Source organism: Propionispira arboris, assembly GCF_900109225.1.
In the GTDB taxonomy this organism is placed as follows: domain Bacteria; phylum Bacillota; class Negativicutes; order Selenomonadales; family Selenomonadaceae; genus Propionispira; species Propionispira arboris.
In genome coordinates this window covers 151,118-168,913 of record NZ_FNZK01000004.1, presented here as the reverse complement: position 1 = coordinate 168,913, position 17,796 = coordinate 151,118, and the positions used below count along the sequence as shown (strand labels likewise).

At 37.1% G+C, this 17,796-nt stretch carries 14 protein-coding genes; 6 read left to right on the top strand and 8 right to left on the bottom strand.

The annotated features are described in order from the left end of the window. Positions 1 to 15: 15 nt before the first annotated feature. Positions 16 to 2,058, bottom strand: a complete 2,043-nt coding sequence (locus BMY14_RS05600; protein ID WP_091829957.1) for an OPT family oligopeptide transporter — start codon at positions 2,056 to 2,058, stop codon at positions 16 to 18. Between the two features lie 589 nt (positions 2,059 to 2,647). Here BMY14_RS05600 and BMY14_RS05595 point away from each other — a divergent pair. From BMY14_RS05595 to BMY14_RS05580, 4 genes are all read left to right on the top strand, one after another. After that, a complete protein-coding gene (locus tag BMY14_RS05595; protein WP_091829955.1) occupies positions 2,648 to 3,796 on the top strand; it encodes an ABC transporter ATP-binding protein in 1,149 nt (382 codons plus the stop codon). A 1-nt stretch (position 3,797) separates the two neighbouring features. After that, positions 3,798 to 4,433, top strand: coding sequence for an ABC transporter permease (locus BMY14_RS05590; protein WP_019554870.1), 636 nt, complete (start codon positions 3,798 to 3,800; stop codon positions 4,431 to 4,433). Between the two features lie 22 nt (positions 4,434 to 4,455). Beyond that, positions 4,456 to 5,355, top strand: a complete 900-nt coding sequence (locus BMY14_RS05585; protein ID WP_019554871.1) for a glycine betaine ABC transporter substrate-binding protein — start codon at positions 4,456 to 4,458, stop codon at positions 5,353 to 5,355. Positions 5,356 to 5,691: 336 nt separating this feature from the next. Further along, positions 5,692 to 6,594 carry a hypothetical protein gene (locus BMY14_RS05580; protein ID WP_091829953.1) on the top strand — a complete coding sequence of 301 codons (903 nt, stop codon included), beginning with the start codon at positions 5,692 to 5,694 and terminating at the stop codon, positions 6,592 to 6,594. A 99-nt stretch (positions 6,595 to 6,693) separates the two neighbouring features. On the opposite strand, the gene ddlA is transcribed toward BMY14_RS05580, so the two are convergent. From ddlA to BMY14_RS05550, 6 genes are all read right to left on the bottom strand, one after another. After that, positions 6,694 to 7,791: a D-alanine--D-alanine ligase gene (gene ddlA / locus BMY14_RS05575; protein WP_091829951.1), complete on the bottom strand. Its 1,098-nt coding sequence runs from the start codon at positions 7,789 to 7,791 to the stop codon at positions 6,694 to 6,696. Positions 7,792 to 7,987: 196 nt separating this feature from the next. Next, the gene (locus tag BMY14_RS05570) at positions 7,988 to 9,697 is read right to left on the bottom strand and encodes a methyl-accepting chemotaxis protein (RefSeq protein WP_091829949.1); all 1,710 of its coding nucleotides are present in this window, start codon (positions 9,695 to 9,697) and stop codon (positions 7,988 to 7,990) included. 115 nt (positions 9,698 to 9,812) lie between these two features. Beyond that, positions 9,813 to 11,882, bottom strand: coding sequence for a methyl-accepting chemotaxis protein (locus BMY14_RS05565; RefSeq protein ID WP_091829946.1), 2,070 nt, complete (start codon positions 11,880 to 11,882; stop codon positions 9,813 to 9,815). 213 nt (positions 11,883 to 12,095) lie between these two features. Further along, a complete protein-coding gene (locus tag BMY14_RS05560; protein WP_091829944.1) occupies positions 12,096 to 12,866 on the bottom strand; it encodes a hypothetical protein in 771 nt (256 codons plus the stop codon). A gap of 161 nt (positions 12,867 to 13,027) precedes the next feature. After that, positions 13,028 to 13,576, bottom strand: a complete 549-nt coding sequence (locus BMY14_RS05555; RefSeq protein WP_091829942.1) for a nitroreductase family protein — start codon at positions 13,574 to 13,576, stop codon at positions 13,028 to 13,030. 138 nt (positions 13,577 to 13,714) lie between these two features. Further along, positions 13,715 to 14,647, bottom strand: coding sequence for a Gfo/Idh/MocA family protein (locus BMY14_RS05550; RefSeq protein ID WP_091829940.1), 933 nt, complete (start codon positions 14,645 to 14,647; stop codon positions 13,715 to 13,717). Between the two features lie 146 nt (positions 14,648 to 14,793). Between BMY14_RS05550 and BMY14_RS05545 the strand changes: the two genes are divergently transcribed. Beyond that, positions 14,794 to 15,621 carry an EFR1 family ferrodoxin gene (locus tag BMY14_RS05545; RefSeq protein WP_342741759.1) on the top strand — a complete coding sequence of 276 codons (828 nt, stop codon included), beginning with the start codon at positions 14,794 to 14,796 and terminating at the stop codon, positions 15,619 to 15,621. Between the two features lie 28 nt (positions 15,622 to 15,649). After that, complete coding sequence (locus BMY14_RS05540) at positions 15,650 to 16,441, top strand: class I SAM-dependent methyltransferase (protein WP_091829936.1); 792 nt, start codon at positions 15,650 to 15,652, stop codon at positions 16,439 to 16,441. Between the two features lie 198 nt (positions 16,442 to 16,639). Here the strand turns inward: BMY14_RS05540 and BMY14_RS05535 are convergent, their stop codons facing one another. Continuing rightward, positions 16,640 to 17,713, bottom strand: a complete 1,074-nt coding sequence (locus tag BMY14_RS05535) for a tartrate dehydrogenase (protein ID WP_091829934.1) — start codon at positions 17,711 to 17,713, stop codon at positions 16,640 to 16,642. Positions 17,714 to 17,796: the final 83 nt, after the last annotated feature.

Here is a 17,796-nt window from a genome sequence, read left to right as displayed (position 1 = left end):
TATTACAACGTTTTATTATTTTACTTCAACTTTAGAATTGAGCACACGATAAATGAATACTGCAATCAATAAGATAAACACAATAAGCCCCAGTGAATCGGCTGTAGGTTCAAAATCTTTTCCAACCAAAGCCAACGGTGAATCGCTGCCACCAGCCGTTACCGAAAAGACAATAATGATGGCAATGATAACGCCCATTAAGCTTTCACCAACAATCAACCCCGATGCGAAAAGCACACCCTTACGATTGGATTTTTCAACTTCGGCTTCTACATTTTGGGAATTGCGTTCAATTGCCTGTTTTTTCAAATGACGATGAACCAAATAGCTCATCACCGTTCCAATAATCAACGGCACTTCGAGTGTAGGCGGTAAATAAATCCCCATACCTACAGCCAGTGGCGGCAAGCAATATGAGACAGAATTTTTTTTCAACAATAAATCAAGGATAATGATCAAAATACCAATACCAATACCAAAAAGGATATAATTCCAATCCAAATTATGGCTGAAAATACCTTTGGCAATTGTCGTCATCAGAGTTGCCTGTGGTGCCGATAAAGCCTGTCCAGGGTCCATTCCCATGCGAGGCATTGCACCAGTGAAGCCATATGCTTCATATAGTAAATTAAGTACCGGAGCTATGGCAAAAGCACCAATAACACTGCCCAGTATCAAAGACACCTGTTGTTTCCAAGGCGTAGCACCAACCAAATAGCCTGTCTTCAAATCTTGTAAATTATCATTTGATATAGCGGCAATACTAATAATAACGCTCGTAATGAAAATTGCCAAAGCCGTGGCAAATTTACTGCCCGATTCCGATTCAAATACACCAGCTGAGGTCCCGATTGCCAGTACCACAAGTGAAGAAATAATAATACCCAAAATAGCAATCCCTGAAATAGGACTCGCTGATGTACCTATTAACCCAGCCATATAACCGCAGGCTGCCGCAACAAAAAAGCCCATTAAAACAGCTACTATAACACCAGCTGCCACAAAAGCCCAAGTAGTTCCAACAGCCAAATTTGCATCCGATATAAAAGAATAAAATGTTCCTGTTAAACCTAAAACAATAACACCAAAAATAATACCAACCGCTTTGGGTGATAAATCCGTATCCATTCGATGCAAACTTTTTTCAGCTTCTGTACTTTTCATTGCTTTGATAGAAAGTGACATGCCTTCAATAATAGGTTTTGCGAGCATCACTAATGTCCAAATAGCTGCAACACCAATCGTCCCAGCCCCGATAAAGCGGACTTTTTGTGCCCAAATACCAGTGGCAAATGCCTGCACACTTTGCCCTTCTGCGGGTGTAAAAACAGAAGTTAAATAAGGTACAAATACGCCCCATGACAAAAGTGTACCAACCAGCATTGCCATTCCACTAGCAATACCAATTAAATAACCTGCACCAATCAAAGCCGCTGAATAGCCAAGTGGCAATTTGGAAGTGATCTTACCAAAGCTAAACCAATAGCTTACTTCCGATGACATAATGTGGAACCCATTCGTACATAAACTAATAAAAGCAGCCAGTAGTCCGCCCGATAAAATATCTTTCATACCACTTGCCTGTTTCATGTCTGAACTGTCACTGCCCACTTTTAAAATTTCCGCAGCCGCCAAACCTTCCGGATATGGTAAATCACTGTTAACAATCATCGCCCGGCGAAGCGGAATCGTAAACAGTACACCAAGGCTCCCCCCACATGCGCAAAGCATCAGCGTTTGCCAAAATGGAAATCCCTGCCAATAGCCAATCATTAGTAGTCCCGGAATAACAAAAATGACGGAAGAAAGTGTCCCTGCCGCCGAAGCTTGTGTTTGTACCATATTATTTTCTAATATATTCGACTCTTTAAACATCTTCAAAATTGCCATAGAAATTACAGCCGCCGGAATCGACGACGAAAAGGTAAGCCCTACTTTTAAACCTAAATAAACATTAGATGCCGTGAAAATAACCGTAATCAACATTCCTAGCAGCATGCCCCGAAGCGTAAGTTCAGGCAAGTGTATTTCATTGCTCATAAAATCTACTTGTTTCATATGTATTCTCCTTTTGTTTAATCGGTTTTCAAATCGATCTGCTGTTAAAAATCCATTGTCTTTGTGTAGTACACTTTTACTGTAACCACCTTTTCCTTCATCGAATTCGACTTATTTTTTTTTAATTAACAGCCATATGTCCTCACGAGAGAAACACTTATCTCAAAGCCAATATCGCATATACATATTATAGTTATTTCAGCTTTTTTTGTATACCTTTATTTTTATAAAATACTATATATAAAACGAATGAAAGCAGTAAAAAAAATCACAGCTACCCTAACGGTAGTACTATTTTCCATAAATTTTTTTGCTCAAATTTTCTATAAATATTTTTCAAAAGGCTATTGACATTTCCTTATTAATTGACAATAATTTTCTTTTAGAATATAATATGTATATGGAATCGTTTTAAATTAGTGAAAATTAATATTGAAAATCTCACTGAATCCCCACTATATTGGGCGTAAATCTGTTAAAGGTTCGCTCATATAGCTGGGGGTTTTCTCTTAAAAAACGTTCGATAGGCATTTACTCTGCAAATTTTAATAACGCAGGCTATTTTTGCCAGAAGGAGGAGATAATCCCTATGATCGTATTTAAAAATGTAAACAAGGTGTATAGCAAGGACTTTCACGCCGTCGAAAATATGAATCTTCATATTGAAGAAGGAGAATTATTTGCCCTAATTGGTCCCAGTGGTTCGGGAAAGTCCACCACGATGAAAATGATTAATCGTTTAATCGAGCCAACCTCTGGTACTGTTCTAATCAACAATAAAAACATTGCTAAAGAAAATCCGGTCGCACTGCGCCGCAATATTGGCTATGTAATCCAACATATTGGTCTTTTACCGCATATGACGATTGGTGATAATATCGCCCTTGTTCCACGTTTAAAAAAATGGGATAAAGAAAAATCTGACAAGCGTGTTAATGAACTATTAGATATGGTCAATTTGCCTGCGGAAACATATCGAAATCGGTATCCAGCTGAACTAAGTGGTGGTCAGCAGCAGCGGATCGGCGTAATTCGTGCTTTGGCCGGGGATCCGCCGATTGTTCTTATGGATGAACCCTTCAGTGCACTCGATCCAATCAGCCGTGAACAACTACAAGATGATCTTTTGGATTTGCAGACAAAATTCCATAAAACGATTGTTTTTGTAACCCATGATATTGATGAAGCAATTAAGCTCGCCGATCGAATTGGTATTATGCAAGCTGGAAAGCTCATTCAATTTGATACCCCTGAACAAATTTTACGTCATCCGGTCAACGATTTTGTGAGAACCTTTATTGGTGCTGACCGTATCAATCAAATCGAAAAATATCCAACAATTGAAGAAGTAATGGTTCATGCTATTACAACATTCCCAAGCTTTGGTCTGGCCGAAGGTTTGACCAAAATGCGGAAATATAAAGTAGATTCTTTACTTATTGTTGATAAAGACAAAACATTTTTAGGAGTTGCCAACGCACGTGAAATCCAGAAGAATTTTTCCAATGAAAAAATAGTATTGGCTGATATCATGAAACGTGATATTCATACTATTAAACTATCACAAGAATTAGGCGATGCCATCAATTTAATTAGTGAACATAACGTAGAATATCTACCTGTACTAAATGAAAATAATAAACTAAAAGGTCTGATAACGCGTGCCTCTTTAGTTGATGTAATGGCCAATCAAATGCGAACCAATAATAATGACGCAGTTATCGGGGGGAATGAATAATATGTTAGAAAATTTTTTTATGATGTTACAAAATCGCTGGCCTGAAATAATAATCGGCACATGGCAGCATCTTCAACTTACAATAGTCGCTTTATTCATTGCAAACCTGATTGCGCTTCCACTAGGAATTTTACTTACACGAAAACGAAAAATCGCTGAAACCATTATCGGCATCACTTCCGTATTTCAAACCATCCCAAGTTTAGCCTTATTGGGATTTATGGTACCATTGTTTGGAATTGGTTTTGGACCAGCGATCATTGCTTTAACCGTCTATGGTCTTTTGCCGATTTTACGCAACACCTATACAGGAATTTTAGGTGTTGACCAATCTGTTATTGATGCTGGTACTGGCATGGGAATGACATCCAGGCAAGTATTGTTTATGATCGAACTCCCTTTAGCACTGCCTATTATCATGGCAGGTATCCGCACCGCAACCGTTATGGTCATTGGTGTAGCTACTTTAGCAGCATTAGTTGGTGCTGGTGGTTTAGGTGATTTAATTTTCCGTGGGATTGCTATGGCAAGACAGGATCTTATTTTGGCTGGTGCTATACCAGCAGCCTTGTTATCCGTCATATTTGATTATGGCTTAAAGAAAATTGAAATTGCCGTACAGCCCAAAAGTAAATAAGACCCTATGAAAGGAAGATTTTATGAAGAAGCTTATTTTATTACTGATTACCATCTTGGCTACCATGAGTATTCTAGGGTGTTCTTCACTTTTTGGTAAAGATACCAATACCGTCATTATTGGTGGCAAAAACTTTACTGAACAAGATATTTTGATTTACCTAATGAAAGGTGTCATTGAAAAAAATACCAATCTAAAAGTAGAGACTAAAGCCTATTTAGGCGGAACAAGCGTTGTCGCTCAAGCAATTGAACGAGGTGATTTAGATATCTATGCTGAATACACCGGAACAGCTCTTGTCAATATCTTAGGTGAAGAATATGTTGCGCCCAGCAGCTCAGAATTTGTCTATGAAAAAGTAAAAAAACTCTACGCAGAAAAAAAACAGATTATCTGGATGAAGCCATTAGGTTTTAGCAATGCATACACATTAGCGATGCGGGCAGATCAGGCTAATGCACTTTCTATCCAATCTATGAGTGATTTAGCAAAACAGTCTGGCACCCTACAATTAGGTGCAACACATGAATTTTTAGAACGAGTGGATGGTTATGAAAATGTTAAATCCATATATGACATGAAATTCGAGTCGCCCGCTGGCATGGAACCAGGTTTAACCTACGCCGCTTGTCGTGACGGAAATGTAGATGTGATTGATGCGTTCTCTACCGATGGACGAATCATTGCCTTTAATTTAAAAGTATTAGATGATGATAAACATGCATTTCCACCATTTGATGCAGCACCGCTCGTACGAGCTGATACGTTGAAACTGCATCCTGAAATTGCGGATGCCCTCAATTTATTAGCGGGAAAAATAAACAATGAAGAAATGTCAAAACTAAATGCAAAAGTTGACTTAGATGGTAAAAGCCCAAATGTCGTTGCAAATGAATGGCTGTCTGATAACGGCTTTCTTTAATAATCACTAATGAATTAGCTATACTATTATATAACTAATTCATTATAAGTCAAATGATTATTTGACAATGATTATTCTTTGCAGTATAATAAATATATAAAGTTTTATTATGTATCGGACCATTTACAGCAAAATACTGAATCCCTACGAATATGGGCGGTAGATCTTTTACAGACACGCTTCATAAACGTAGGGTTTTTTCTTATCCTGATAAAAAATAAAATAATATGTCTTGGTCTGTATGCCTACTTGACTAGGATCTGTATTGCCAACCCGTTCATTCGTGCAGAGCCAATACATTCACAATAAAAGTACGAAAAAGGAGACGAAATAAAAATGAAATATTTTAGCTTACGTATTTTATGCGTTTTGAGTTTATTACTAGGAATTCAGACTGCTGGTTTAGCTTCCGCAGAAGATGCCAGTCAGGCCGTGCCTGCTAATTTAACTACAGAACAATTTCCTGGACACAGTTTCACTTTTCTAAATTTACCTGCTGATCAACAAAGTGTCGGCTATAAAATTTTCACACCAGCACAGGCAGAACAAGGAGATCAATCTTCGCCAATTAATTTTTCTGAACATTTTGCCAAAGAAGCTACTGTGAGTAAAGTGATCCCAGACCCGGCTACAAAAGAATATTTAGTATATCTAACAGTAAATGATACGGGGGAAGAATTGGCGGAACATACTAGACACGGCCAGTTAAGCAGCCTGGTATTAATATCTGATTTAATAAATGCCAAAGAACAGTTCATGGGTAAAACAATTTATCCTAAAACGCGAAATTTGTCAGGCAGCGATGATGTAACAACACCTATTTTAATCGGTAGTGCTGTTACTGTAGTTGATGTAGTGGCTAGTTCACAAGCACAAAAACCAATTTCATTGGTTGTCTCTGTAAATGGGAAAAATGCTATTCTACCAATAGCTTATAGCTGGACCAACATATCGGCAGAGAACTGGTCAAGTACGCCAGCTTGGCAAGAAGATTTATTTCTTCAAAACCCAAGAACTACATTGGGCTGGTCATCCGCCACATGGGAAAATATTGAAAAAGCCAGCGTGATCGAAAATATGACAAAAGATCAGGTATTGCTCAGTTGGGGAAAACCAAACCGAGCTGAAAACAATGGAACTGCTTGGATTTACGGTTCGAAAAAGTTGAATTTTTCTGGTAATGTAGTATCATCTATTGAAGCAATACCTGAAACAACTCCTATTGAAACCATCAAATAAATCGTTCTTGAAGTTTCTCACTATTCAAAATTATCTAGTAAAAACACATGATAGATTAAATCAAAAAGGAGCCACACTAAGCTGTGGCTTCTTTTTGATTTAATCATCATATGATATTTGCAGTCTATGTTCCCGTTCATAACGTTCCAAGGCGAATTGAATTAATCTATGAATCAAATCCGGATAACTCACCCCACTAAGTTCCCATAATTTCGGATACATGCTGATTTTTGTAAAACCAGGAATTGTGTTGATTTCATTCACAATGATACGCTGATCTTTCGTTAAAAAACAATCTACTCTAGCCATACCTTCGCAGCCAAGTACCTGAAAAACCTGAATTGCCACAGTTTGGATTTTTTTACTGAGTGCAGCCGAAAGATTCGCCGGCAATTTTAAAATCGCACCACTTTCATCTCTGTACTTGGCATCATATGAATAAAAATCTTTTTGGGCAATAATTTCACCAATCACCGATGCTTTTGGTTGATCATTTCCTAGTATTCCACATTCTAGTTCACGCCCTACAATAGCTTCTTCAATCAAAATCTTATTATCAAATTGAAATGCTGTTTTTATCGCCTCAGCAAACGTAAAAACATCATAAACTTTACTCACACCTACCGACGATCCTGCATTAGCAGGTTTGATAAATAAAGGCAGCCCAAGTTCAGAACTAATATCATTAAAATCAATCTGTTCCCGCTGCCAATAAAAATACGTTTTAAATCTGGCAATGTCAATTCCTGCATCACGCAAAATTCGTTTCGTCATATCTTTATCCATGCCAACAGCTGATGCCAAGACTCCTGGTCCAACGTAAGGAATATCAGCAAGTTTCAAGAAGCCTTGAACGGTACCATCTTCACCATTTGTACCATGTAAAACCGGAAAAATCACATCAATGGGTTGTTTCATTCCACCTTTACAGGAAAATACCGCTTCAGTTACCCCATCCCCAAGTGTAAAAAGCATATTGCTGTCAATGTTTGATTTTATGTTCTGTAATGAATTTCCTGCCTGTAAAATCATGTCACTGCTATAGAGTTTCCATTGACCACTTTTATCAATTCCAATGAGTGTAAGATCATATTTTTCTTTATCAATAGCTTCTATAATATTTTGAACAGACTGCAACGAAACTGCATGTTCAGCAGATTGCCCGCCAAACAAAAGTCCAAGATTAATTTTCTTCATTCAAGCGCCGACTCCTTCACATTTAAAACTTTCTTTATAGTGTAACAAGTCCAGACCTCCCTGCCAATAACAAAGTTGCTTTTTATATTGCAAATGATGCCAATCATCACAAAGATTTTATGGGCCTATTTTGAGAAGTAGAAAGGACTTTCGAGTGAATATATACAACAAATCGAAAGCCATTTCTAAAAAAATATTATACTTTAAATTTGCTCGTAATCTGAGTCAAATCTTCCGCTATTTTAACTAAATATTTACTAGATTCGGCTATTGCTCCGGTAGAAGCAGATTGTTGCTGCGTCGCTGCTGATACCGTATGGGTCTGCTCAGAAGCCGCCCGGCTAATTTGACCGATTTCTTTTACCGAAACAACAATTTCACGACTTCCTGTCGTAATATTATCAATTGAAAGGGAAATTTTCTCGACTTGCTTCGTAACCTGTTCAACAAACAAGACCACTTGTTCAAACGTAGCTCCAGCTTTTTCTACTACATTTGTCCCCGCAGTCACTTCATGAGTTCCTTTGTCCATTGAGTGAACGGCTTTGCCCGTTTCTTTTTGAATTTCACCGACGATACCACCGATTTGTTGTGCAGCTTCGGCAGATTGCTCAGCCAGCTTACGAACTTCATCCGCCACTACAGCAAAACCGCGGCCATGCTCTCCGGCTCTAGCCGCTTCAATAGCTGCATTAAGCGCCAGTAGGTTTGTCTGCCCGGCAATCATAGAAATCGTATCCACGATTTTTCCAATTTGATCCGACCGATTTCCCAAGGTTGATACAGCCAGAAAAGAGTCCTGCACAGTTTTTGTAATCAATTTCATTTGTGCAGTAACCTTTTGAATCGCTTCGTGCCCTTCTTTTGCTACAAGAGAAGTTTTTCCTGAATGTGTGCTTACATTGTTTACCGTTTCAGCAATCTGATCAATATTATCTGACATTCTCCCCACAATTTCTATCGTTGTACTGATCGCCTGCACTTGTTTTACTGAGCCTTCGGCCAGATCATGAATCGAATCAGACACCTTCGCTAAAGTAGAAGCACTTTCGTCAACACTAGCTGTCATTTTCTGCGATGAAGCAATTAATTGTTCAGATGTGGGAATCATCGTCCCAATTAAACTGCGAAGATTCGCTGTCATTATATTAATTTCTTTACCCAAGTCACCAATTTCATCATCCGCTTCAATTATGATACCCTGTTTTAAGTTGCCTTTTGCAACCGCTTTAACCTGATTCACTAAATGCTGTAATGGAATAGCAATTAATTGAACGATGATGCGACCGAAAACAATACCCGTAAGTAACGCCAGCAAAGTAACTGCTATAATTAAAGTTTCAACCCATTGACTATGTTCTTTACCCCTCACATTCAATTGATCCGCCTGTTCCGTATTATATTGAATAATATTAGAGCGAATTTGTGTTGCTTTATTAAAGACAGGTATATTCGTCATATAAAGTGAATACGCATCTTCATTTTTCCCCTTCAGGACAAGATCAATAATGTCTTTACGTGCTTTCCGATAGTTCACCAGTTCATTTTTTAAATTTTCTAATTGCTCTATTTCATAAGTATCCGGCTTAATTGCTTCATACTTTTCCTGTAAAACATTGATTTTATTTGTATTCTCCGTAATAGCTGCCGTGAGCTCTTTCTGTTTCAACAAATCTTTTGTCAAGATAAGCTGTAATAATTTTGATTCCGAATCTTTGCTAATCAATCGTACTTCAGCAATAAACTGATTGGGCAGTAATCTTTTTTCATACATACTGCTTAAATCTAAACTCAATGTCTGTACAGCATAAAATCCTACGATACCAATAATCAACAAGCCTAATGCTTTTACAGTAATCAGGCTGTAGATTTTTCTAGCAGTCTTTAAATTTGCCAACCATCTCATTTTGTATCACCTCTGTCCCCATGAATTCTAATTCATAAAGACATATTCGTTCTATTTTCGGAAAATTCCTTTAAGTCACCAAAATTTAATTGATAAAAAAATCTACTTCATCTACTTATAATTTAAAACGCAACACCAGCGTCTCTAATTTATTAGCAATATCAGCTACAAAATTTGCTGACTGTTTGATTTCCTGCATCGTTTGACTAACATTTTCTGTGCTATCCGAAATGTTTTTCGTTTCTTCAACACTTTCCATTATTACAGTCGTAACTGATTCAATCGCTTGATCAATTTCCCCAATTTCGCTGGATACTTGACGTAATTGATTGCCAATATTAGTCGTAATACTCAAAAAAGCTTCAGCATCTTTTTTATATTCTTGTCCCACCGAAACAAACGCATCATAATCCGGTTGAACCTTTTCATTGATAAAGCTCAAAAGTTCCTTACTCGTATCAACTAAAATTTTCATTGTAGCTTGCACTTTATGTGTTAATGTTTGGATACTTCCCACAGCTGCTTCAGATTCTTCTGCAAGTTTCCGGACTTCTTCAGCCACAACAGCAAAACCACGGCCACTTTCCCCTGCGTGCGCTGCCTCAATCGCAGCATTCAACGCTAACAAATTTGTTTGTACAGCTATCTTTGCAATTGAATCTGCCATCTTGCTGATTTCATCAATAATTTTAGCATCATCAATGGCTTGTATAACTCGTTGATTGATACCATCATATAGTTCTACAGTTGATTGCCTGGAATCTTGTGAACCAGCTTGCAATTTGACAGCTTTTTTCTCAACCGCACTGGCAATATCACTTCCTTTAATAGAATTCAATGAAAGATTGCTTGCATTCGTACCCACGTTTTCAGCAAATGCGGTAATTTCTTCTGTGGTTGCCGAAAGAGATTGTACCCCGTGTGCCACCTGCTTGGTCGACAAAGCCACACGCCCTGCTGCATCAGCTGATTGATTTGCCCCTTTCGTCAATTCCATAGTGGAAACAACTAACTGGTCCGAAAACAAAGCAATTTTATGTAATATATCCCGCATATTAAAAATCATCTGGTTTACACCCGCGGCTATTTCAGCTAATTCATCCTGTGAAGCCAGATCTATGTTTGATGACAAATCCCCATCTTTCACTTTTCCCAGCCCAGCTTGAATAACCGATACAGCATTGATGATGGATAAAACCAGTGCTATACAGATATACAGCAAAATAGGCAAAGCCAGTCCCAATGAAAGTAAAACGACATTTGATTTTTTTTCATATTCTGTTACACGAGCTGAACAAAGCTGCCAAACATCATTTGCTAAAACGGAAAAAAGATTGTCGTTGAGCTGAATGGCTTGGTCAACTTCTGCTGTTGTAAGTGATATATTTCCATTATCCAAATTTAAATCTGCATCTAAAATTTTTAAGAGCTGTGAATATGCCGCTTTAAATTCAACAGCCGGTGTTTTTATATTTTCCAATACTCGTTCCTGTTTTGTATCATTAAAGGCAATCCCCGTCTGCAAATCCCCATTAATGGTGTCCGTAATGCTATTAATCTGCGTAGCAAGTGCAATCAGACTTTTTTTGTCACTATAGCTTAGAGAAGTTTTTTTCTGCTTTTCTAATAAAGCCCGTAATCGGAATAAGTCATCAGACAAGCTTATACTACGAAACATAATAACATCCATCGTATAATATGAATCCAGATCCGGGTCCAATGTAAGATTTGAGTTATCTGAAATATCTGAATGTAATGTAGTAAGTGCTGCAAATAATTCATCATATACATCTTTGCCAGCTGCCAGTTCCGTCCAAAGCATATTGGCATTCACTATATCGTTTGATATTTCTTTTTTTTGTTCGGCAGCATCTAAAATATGATTATGGTTTTTATCGATCATTTCAAAATCAATAAAACTATTTTGAATCTGTTCCCTATTTTTTTCACCTAAAAATTGATAAGCCTGAATTTGCGTTGTAAGTTGTTTTGATAATTTTGCATACTCAACTCCATAAACTTCTTTTTGTGAGAAATTTTTACTTTCAATGTTCCCAGAAAAAAACTGGTACAACGCGAGTGCTAATAAACTGATCAGAATAATGCTTACAATAAAAAATTTAGTTATTAAGCGAAATCGATTCATGATAAAAATACCTGGTTGGAAAATTTTTTTAATATGCATTGTTAAAAACCCCTTGCCTTAATTTTACAAATAAAAATGCCAGATTTATTATGTAACCTGCATCACATAATAAATCTGGCATTCATTGACAGAAAACGGTATTTATTAACTTTTTAAGAAATTTTCTTTTACAACGTAAAGATAAAACTCATAACTATACTTCCATTATATATTGCATTTATGACCATGTATAGTATTTGAATATATAAATTTTTAATCTATAAATTTCGAGTTGTTATCATAAGAAGTAATAGCTGCTGCATATTTTGAGCTCAAAGCTGAAAAGCCATCACTGTCTGACAAATCCGATACACGCATTCCTGTTTCAGCAGTCAAACCAGTCTGCACTTGCTGCATCATATAATACTGCTGCAAAAAAGAATCTGTAGACTGTACTCTATCTGTTTTGGTAGTATCGGCTGATTTTAGATAATCTGCTAATTCTTTTAAGAATTCATCGCTGGTTTTTGTTGTCGATGCAGTCGAAGTTGTCGAAGCTTTTGTTGTCTGTGAGTCCATCGACTTGATATACGCTGCAAGGTCTTTCAGTGTTTCTTCACTGGTTTTTTTCGTAATATCTGTATTATTGTTTGGCGGAGCAAAATAAGCGGATAATTCCTTAAGCAGTTCATCCGCTGTTTTCTTTTTAGATTCATCTTTATCCGTAGTTTTGGACTGAATGTAATCCAATAAATCTTTTAATACGACATCACTTGTTAAGGTTTTGGTATCTGTAATCGTGGTAGAAGTATCTCCCATTGCTGCTGTGGTACTATCATCCTTTGTCGATGATTGAAGATATGCCTGCAGCTCTTTAAGTAGTTCAGCTGCGGTCTTTGTTGTAGTGGCTGTTGTCGATGAAGCAGCCGTCAACTCTGCCAAGCCATCGGCTGCCGTACTCTGTTTCGTCTTCTTCTGAGCACTTGCGCTTGATAAACCTGAAAGCAGGCTCGTATAATCAGACGAAGAGTTACTAATTCTCATATCAAATTCCTCCAAGCTAATTTGCTATGATTTATCCATAAATCTTATTGAACTAAGAATCCTTCTTAGCTATAAAGTCTATCTTTATTATCGTAATAAAGAAAACATTTCTTAAGAAAAAATCATTTGAAAAAGAAGTGTTTGTGAAGAACTATTAAATATTAGCGTTCATTACACCATTTTTCATAATGAACAAGTTCGGACAAATTTTTCCGTGGTCTTGGCGCAGGCTGCTCGGCAGCATACCCCAATGTAATAACTCCAACTACATATTTATCGCTGGGAATATCTAAAATAGGTCGAATTTCATTTTGGGTAAACCAGGCAACCCAGCAGCTTCCGAGACCAATGTTTGTTGCTTCCAGCAGAAGATACCCTACCGCAATCGATGTATCACGAATCATTTGTTTCAATTCTTCCCGCGGACTTTGTTCATCAAAATTAAGCTCCGCATATTCATCAATGCGTGATGTTCCATCGGCTATACAAGCAATCATAACCGGTGCTGACAGCATCCAATTCTGGTTATGGGCTGCTCTAGCCAATTTTTGCTTTATTTTTTCATTTTTCACTATAACAAATCGCCACGGCTGCGTATTACTGCCTGATGGAGCAAGTCTTGCACTTTCCATTAATTGAAGGATTTTATCATCTTCAACATCGCGAGGAAGATATTTTCGAATACTGCGACGCTTTTTTATTTGTTCCATCTCTCAACCACGTACCTTTCTTTTATCCATCGTTTAGATTCGATACTGTAGTCCCTGAACCTTATTTAAAATAATTCTCTAAAAGAATCCGATATCCTGTAGCTGAAATTTAAATATTCCTTAAAATATGTTTTTAATTTAAAATTCAAGATATTTTAAATCGATCATATCTTGTAAAAGCTGTTGGGTTTTTAAAGCTTCTATTCCATCAATAGCAGGTATTGTATCACCTTGCACCGCCGCTATGAAGTGCAAAATTGCTGCTTCAAAGCCTCGTCTTTTTAAGATACTCTCCCATGAACCAGAAGTTGTTGTAATAACTTTTCCTGCCTTTTCTATTTCCATCGTATCCATGTTTTTCACACGAATCACAGAATTTTCATTCACAAATTCAAGCTGTTCCAGATTTGTGCCGCTTTTTCTGTGCATCCCAATAAACACAGTGCTGCCATTATTGCTTTGATAAGCGTGCTGAGCACTTACAAGCTGCTGGGCATCATTTAAGTTAATGTGCCCCGTAAGTTTATTATTTGGTTCTCTCAACCAACGCACCGTATCTACTAAATGAATATAATCATCTAACATGGTCACCGCAAAATTAACATCATGCAGCGAACTTATCCGATGTTTTTCCATACGAATCCAAGCTGTGTTATTTGCCTGTTCACGTGCCCTGATATACAGCGGTACAAAACGACGGTTAAACCCAACCATCAATTTTCGTCCGGTTTTTATGCTTAATTGGACCAACTGTTCCGCTTCCTCAATCGAGCTCGCCAATGGTTTATCGACGTAAACATCTTTACCTTTTTTGAGCGCTTCTGCTACAACCGCAAAATGAGTGCAGGTTGAACTATGCACAAAAACTGCATCACATTGATCAATTAAATCTCCCATTGCAGCAAAAGAAGGAATACGATAATATTGGCAAATTGTATCCCGTTTTATTTTTGTTGGCGAATAGGCTCCCATCAATAACCAATTTGTTTGTTGCACAAGATAAGGAAGATATACTTTTTGGGCAATCTCGCCCAACCCAATGATTCCAATTCGAATTTTTCGATCTTTCATAAAAGACTTCGCCCCTTATCACTTGATAAAATCACTCATAATTAGTATAACATAACAGTATACATTTTACGCAAAACATAGCGATCATCTAATCTATATTACTTTCTAACAAAAAAACTTTATTATTTACTGCGATTTATATAAAAATGATGTACAATAAATACAGAGTCAACCTAAAGGAGGATCGAATTTTGAAAACAAGTATTTATTATTTCACAGGAACCGGCAATTCTTTAAAAATAGCCAAAGATTTAAAACAGGCACTGCCCGGGGCTCGCTTAATCCAAATTTGTAAACAAAATATGAATATTCAAGCAGATATCACCAGTGATAAAATTGGTTTTGTTTTTCCCGTATATTATCGGGGCTTACCACATATGGTACGAGATTTTATTAAAAATTTAAAAATAAATTCCCAAACTTATTTCTTTGCAATTGCGAATTATGGTGGCTATGCTGCTATTTCTTTTTTACAAATTAATGAATTATTAAAAGAAAAAAACACCTATCTTGCCGCTCATTTTGGGATTCCGATGCCTGGTAATATGTGGTTTATGTATTACCCTCATCCAAAAAAAGATTTCACAGACCGCACAAACTTACAAAGGGAAAAAACACAAGAAATCGCACAACAAATAAAAGTTAAAACAGAAATAAAGTTAGCGCCCCTTTCAACTTATGAAAAAGAACAAAATATCTATGATGCCTTCGTCCCAGATCAAATGGATGCTGACTTTTGGGTACAAGAAAATTGCAACGGCTGTGGAATTTGTGCCAAGATTTGCCCTGCAGAAAATATTAAAATGGAAAATAGCAAGCCGGTTTGGCAGCATCAATGCCAATATTGTCTCGCTTGTATCCATTGGTGTCCACAAGAGTCCATAGAATTTAAAGAAGATTCTTTAGCCAAGGAAAGATATCATAACCCAGCGGTACAATGTTTTGAAGTCATGCCATCAAATCATATTATATAAAATCTAATTCCAAAGTGAGGGATTCTACATGACAGATGAAGTATTACATATATTGCAAGATCCATATACAAAACACAAATTAGAATTACGTCAAGGTACTTTAATCAATCAGGAATGTCAAAAAGAATATCCATATAAAAATGGCTATTATTCCTTTGTATCTGGCAAAGAACTGAATGGCAACAACAAAAAATACAGTCGACTCTACAGCAAGTTTGCTTTTATTTATACACTAGCAAATCGCGTTTACTTCTTTTTCAAATTTGGCAGTGAATTCAAAGCTCGCAGTGAGTATTTAAATGAGCTGGACATTAAAGACAATGCTAAAGTTTTAGAAGTATCAATCGGTACAGGTGACAATCTCTTATATCTAAATCATCGAGCACGGTTTTATGGTATCGACATCTCAAAAAAAATGTTAACAACTGCTGTCAAACATTTATTAAAATGGAAAATACCTACCTTTTTAGGTCGCTGCGAAGCAGAAAACCTGCCATTTAAAGATAATGTTTTTGATGTTGTTTTCCATATTGGTGGTATCAATTATTTTAATGATAAACAAAAAGCCATCCACGAAATGATTCGTGTGGCAAAACCAGGAACAAAATTAATGATTGTCGATGAAACTGAAAAATGCATCGAAAAAATATACCAATGCACTCCCGTATCCAAAAAATATTTTCCTGATGTTTCCGCGGCAGCTGCACCTGTTCATCTTGTTCCTCCTGAAATGCAAGATATTTCCGTAAAAATCGTCAATGACGGATTATTTTATTGCATTACTTTTAAAAAACCTACCACCGAAACAATTTTTTCGTAACAAAACATTAAAGAAATTATAACCTATCAGTCTGCCAGGAAGGGGATATAGGGCATCGTTTGCTTCCTCCGTAACGCCACTCAACCCTATATCCCCTTCCCTGACGATTGCCATATAGAATATTCAATGCAATTTATATAATAAAAAATTCGTAAGCAGTAAAATCTGCCTACGAATTTTTTTATAACCTTTACGTTCTTATTTTATTTTTTGTTCCAATAAACGAACCACTTCATTACCTACAGCTGCTGTGCCAGCTTGCCCGCCTAAATCGGGAGTCAATATACGTTTTTCCACTAAAATTTGTTCAATTATTTCTAATATTGTTTTCCCAAAAGTTTCCTGTCCCCAAAAATCCAACATTTGACTAATCGACCAAATTGCCGCTAAAGGATTTGCCAAGCCTTTACCGGCAATATCCGGAGCCGAACCATGTATTGGCTCAAACATCGAAGGATAGTTTCGTTCTGGATTGATGTTTGCTCCAGCAGCCAGCCCCATACCACCAGCAATGGCAGCGCCTAAATCCGTTAAAATATCACCAAACAAATTGGAGGTTACAACAATTTGAAAACGTTTTGGGTCTTTAACAAAAAACATACTAGCTGCATCAACAAGATAGGAATGAATTTCTACATCTGGATATTCCTTGCTGATTTCAGCAAATATTTCATCCCAAAATACCATAGAATAGCCAAGGGCATTGCCTTTACTAATGCTCGTAAGTGTTTTTTTGTTTTTGCGTGCTAATTCATAGGCATAACGAATAATCCGTTCCGTGCCTTTTCGCGAAAACACCCCCGTCTGTAAAACAACCTCTTCCGGTTTCCCCTGATATAGGCGCGCACCAACATTTGCATATTCACCTTCACTATTTTCACGGACAACAAGCATGTCAATTTCTTCACGTGGAATATCTTTTAAAGGGCATGGCGCCCCCGCTAAAAGTTGAATGGGACGTAAATTAACGTATTGATCAAACCCTCGTCGGATTTTTAAAAGTAAGTCCCCCAGAGAAACATGATCTGGAACACCAGGATACCCAACGGCACCTAAATAGATTGCATCAAACTGCTTTAATTTTTCCATACCATCTTCATCCATCATCTTGCCATGTTTTAGATAGTATTCACAGCCCCAGGGAAATTCTATAAAATCCACGGCAAAAGTACCAGACAGTTCGGCAATTCGCCTGAGCACTTTCATACCTTCTGCCAAGACTTCCGGGCCAACTCCATCACCAGCGATTACTGCAACTTTATAATGTTTCATTCTAAGCCTCAATCCTCTCTCATAAATCCGATCATCCCAGCCCGCAATAAATTATATTGAAAATTCAATCATTTAATTATATT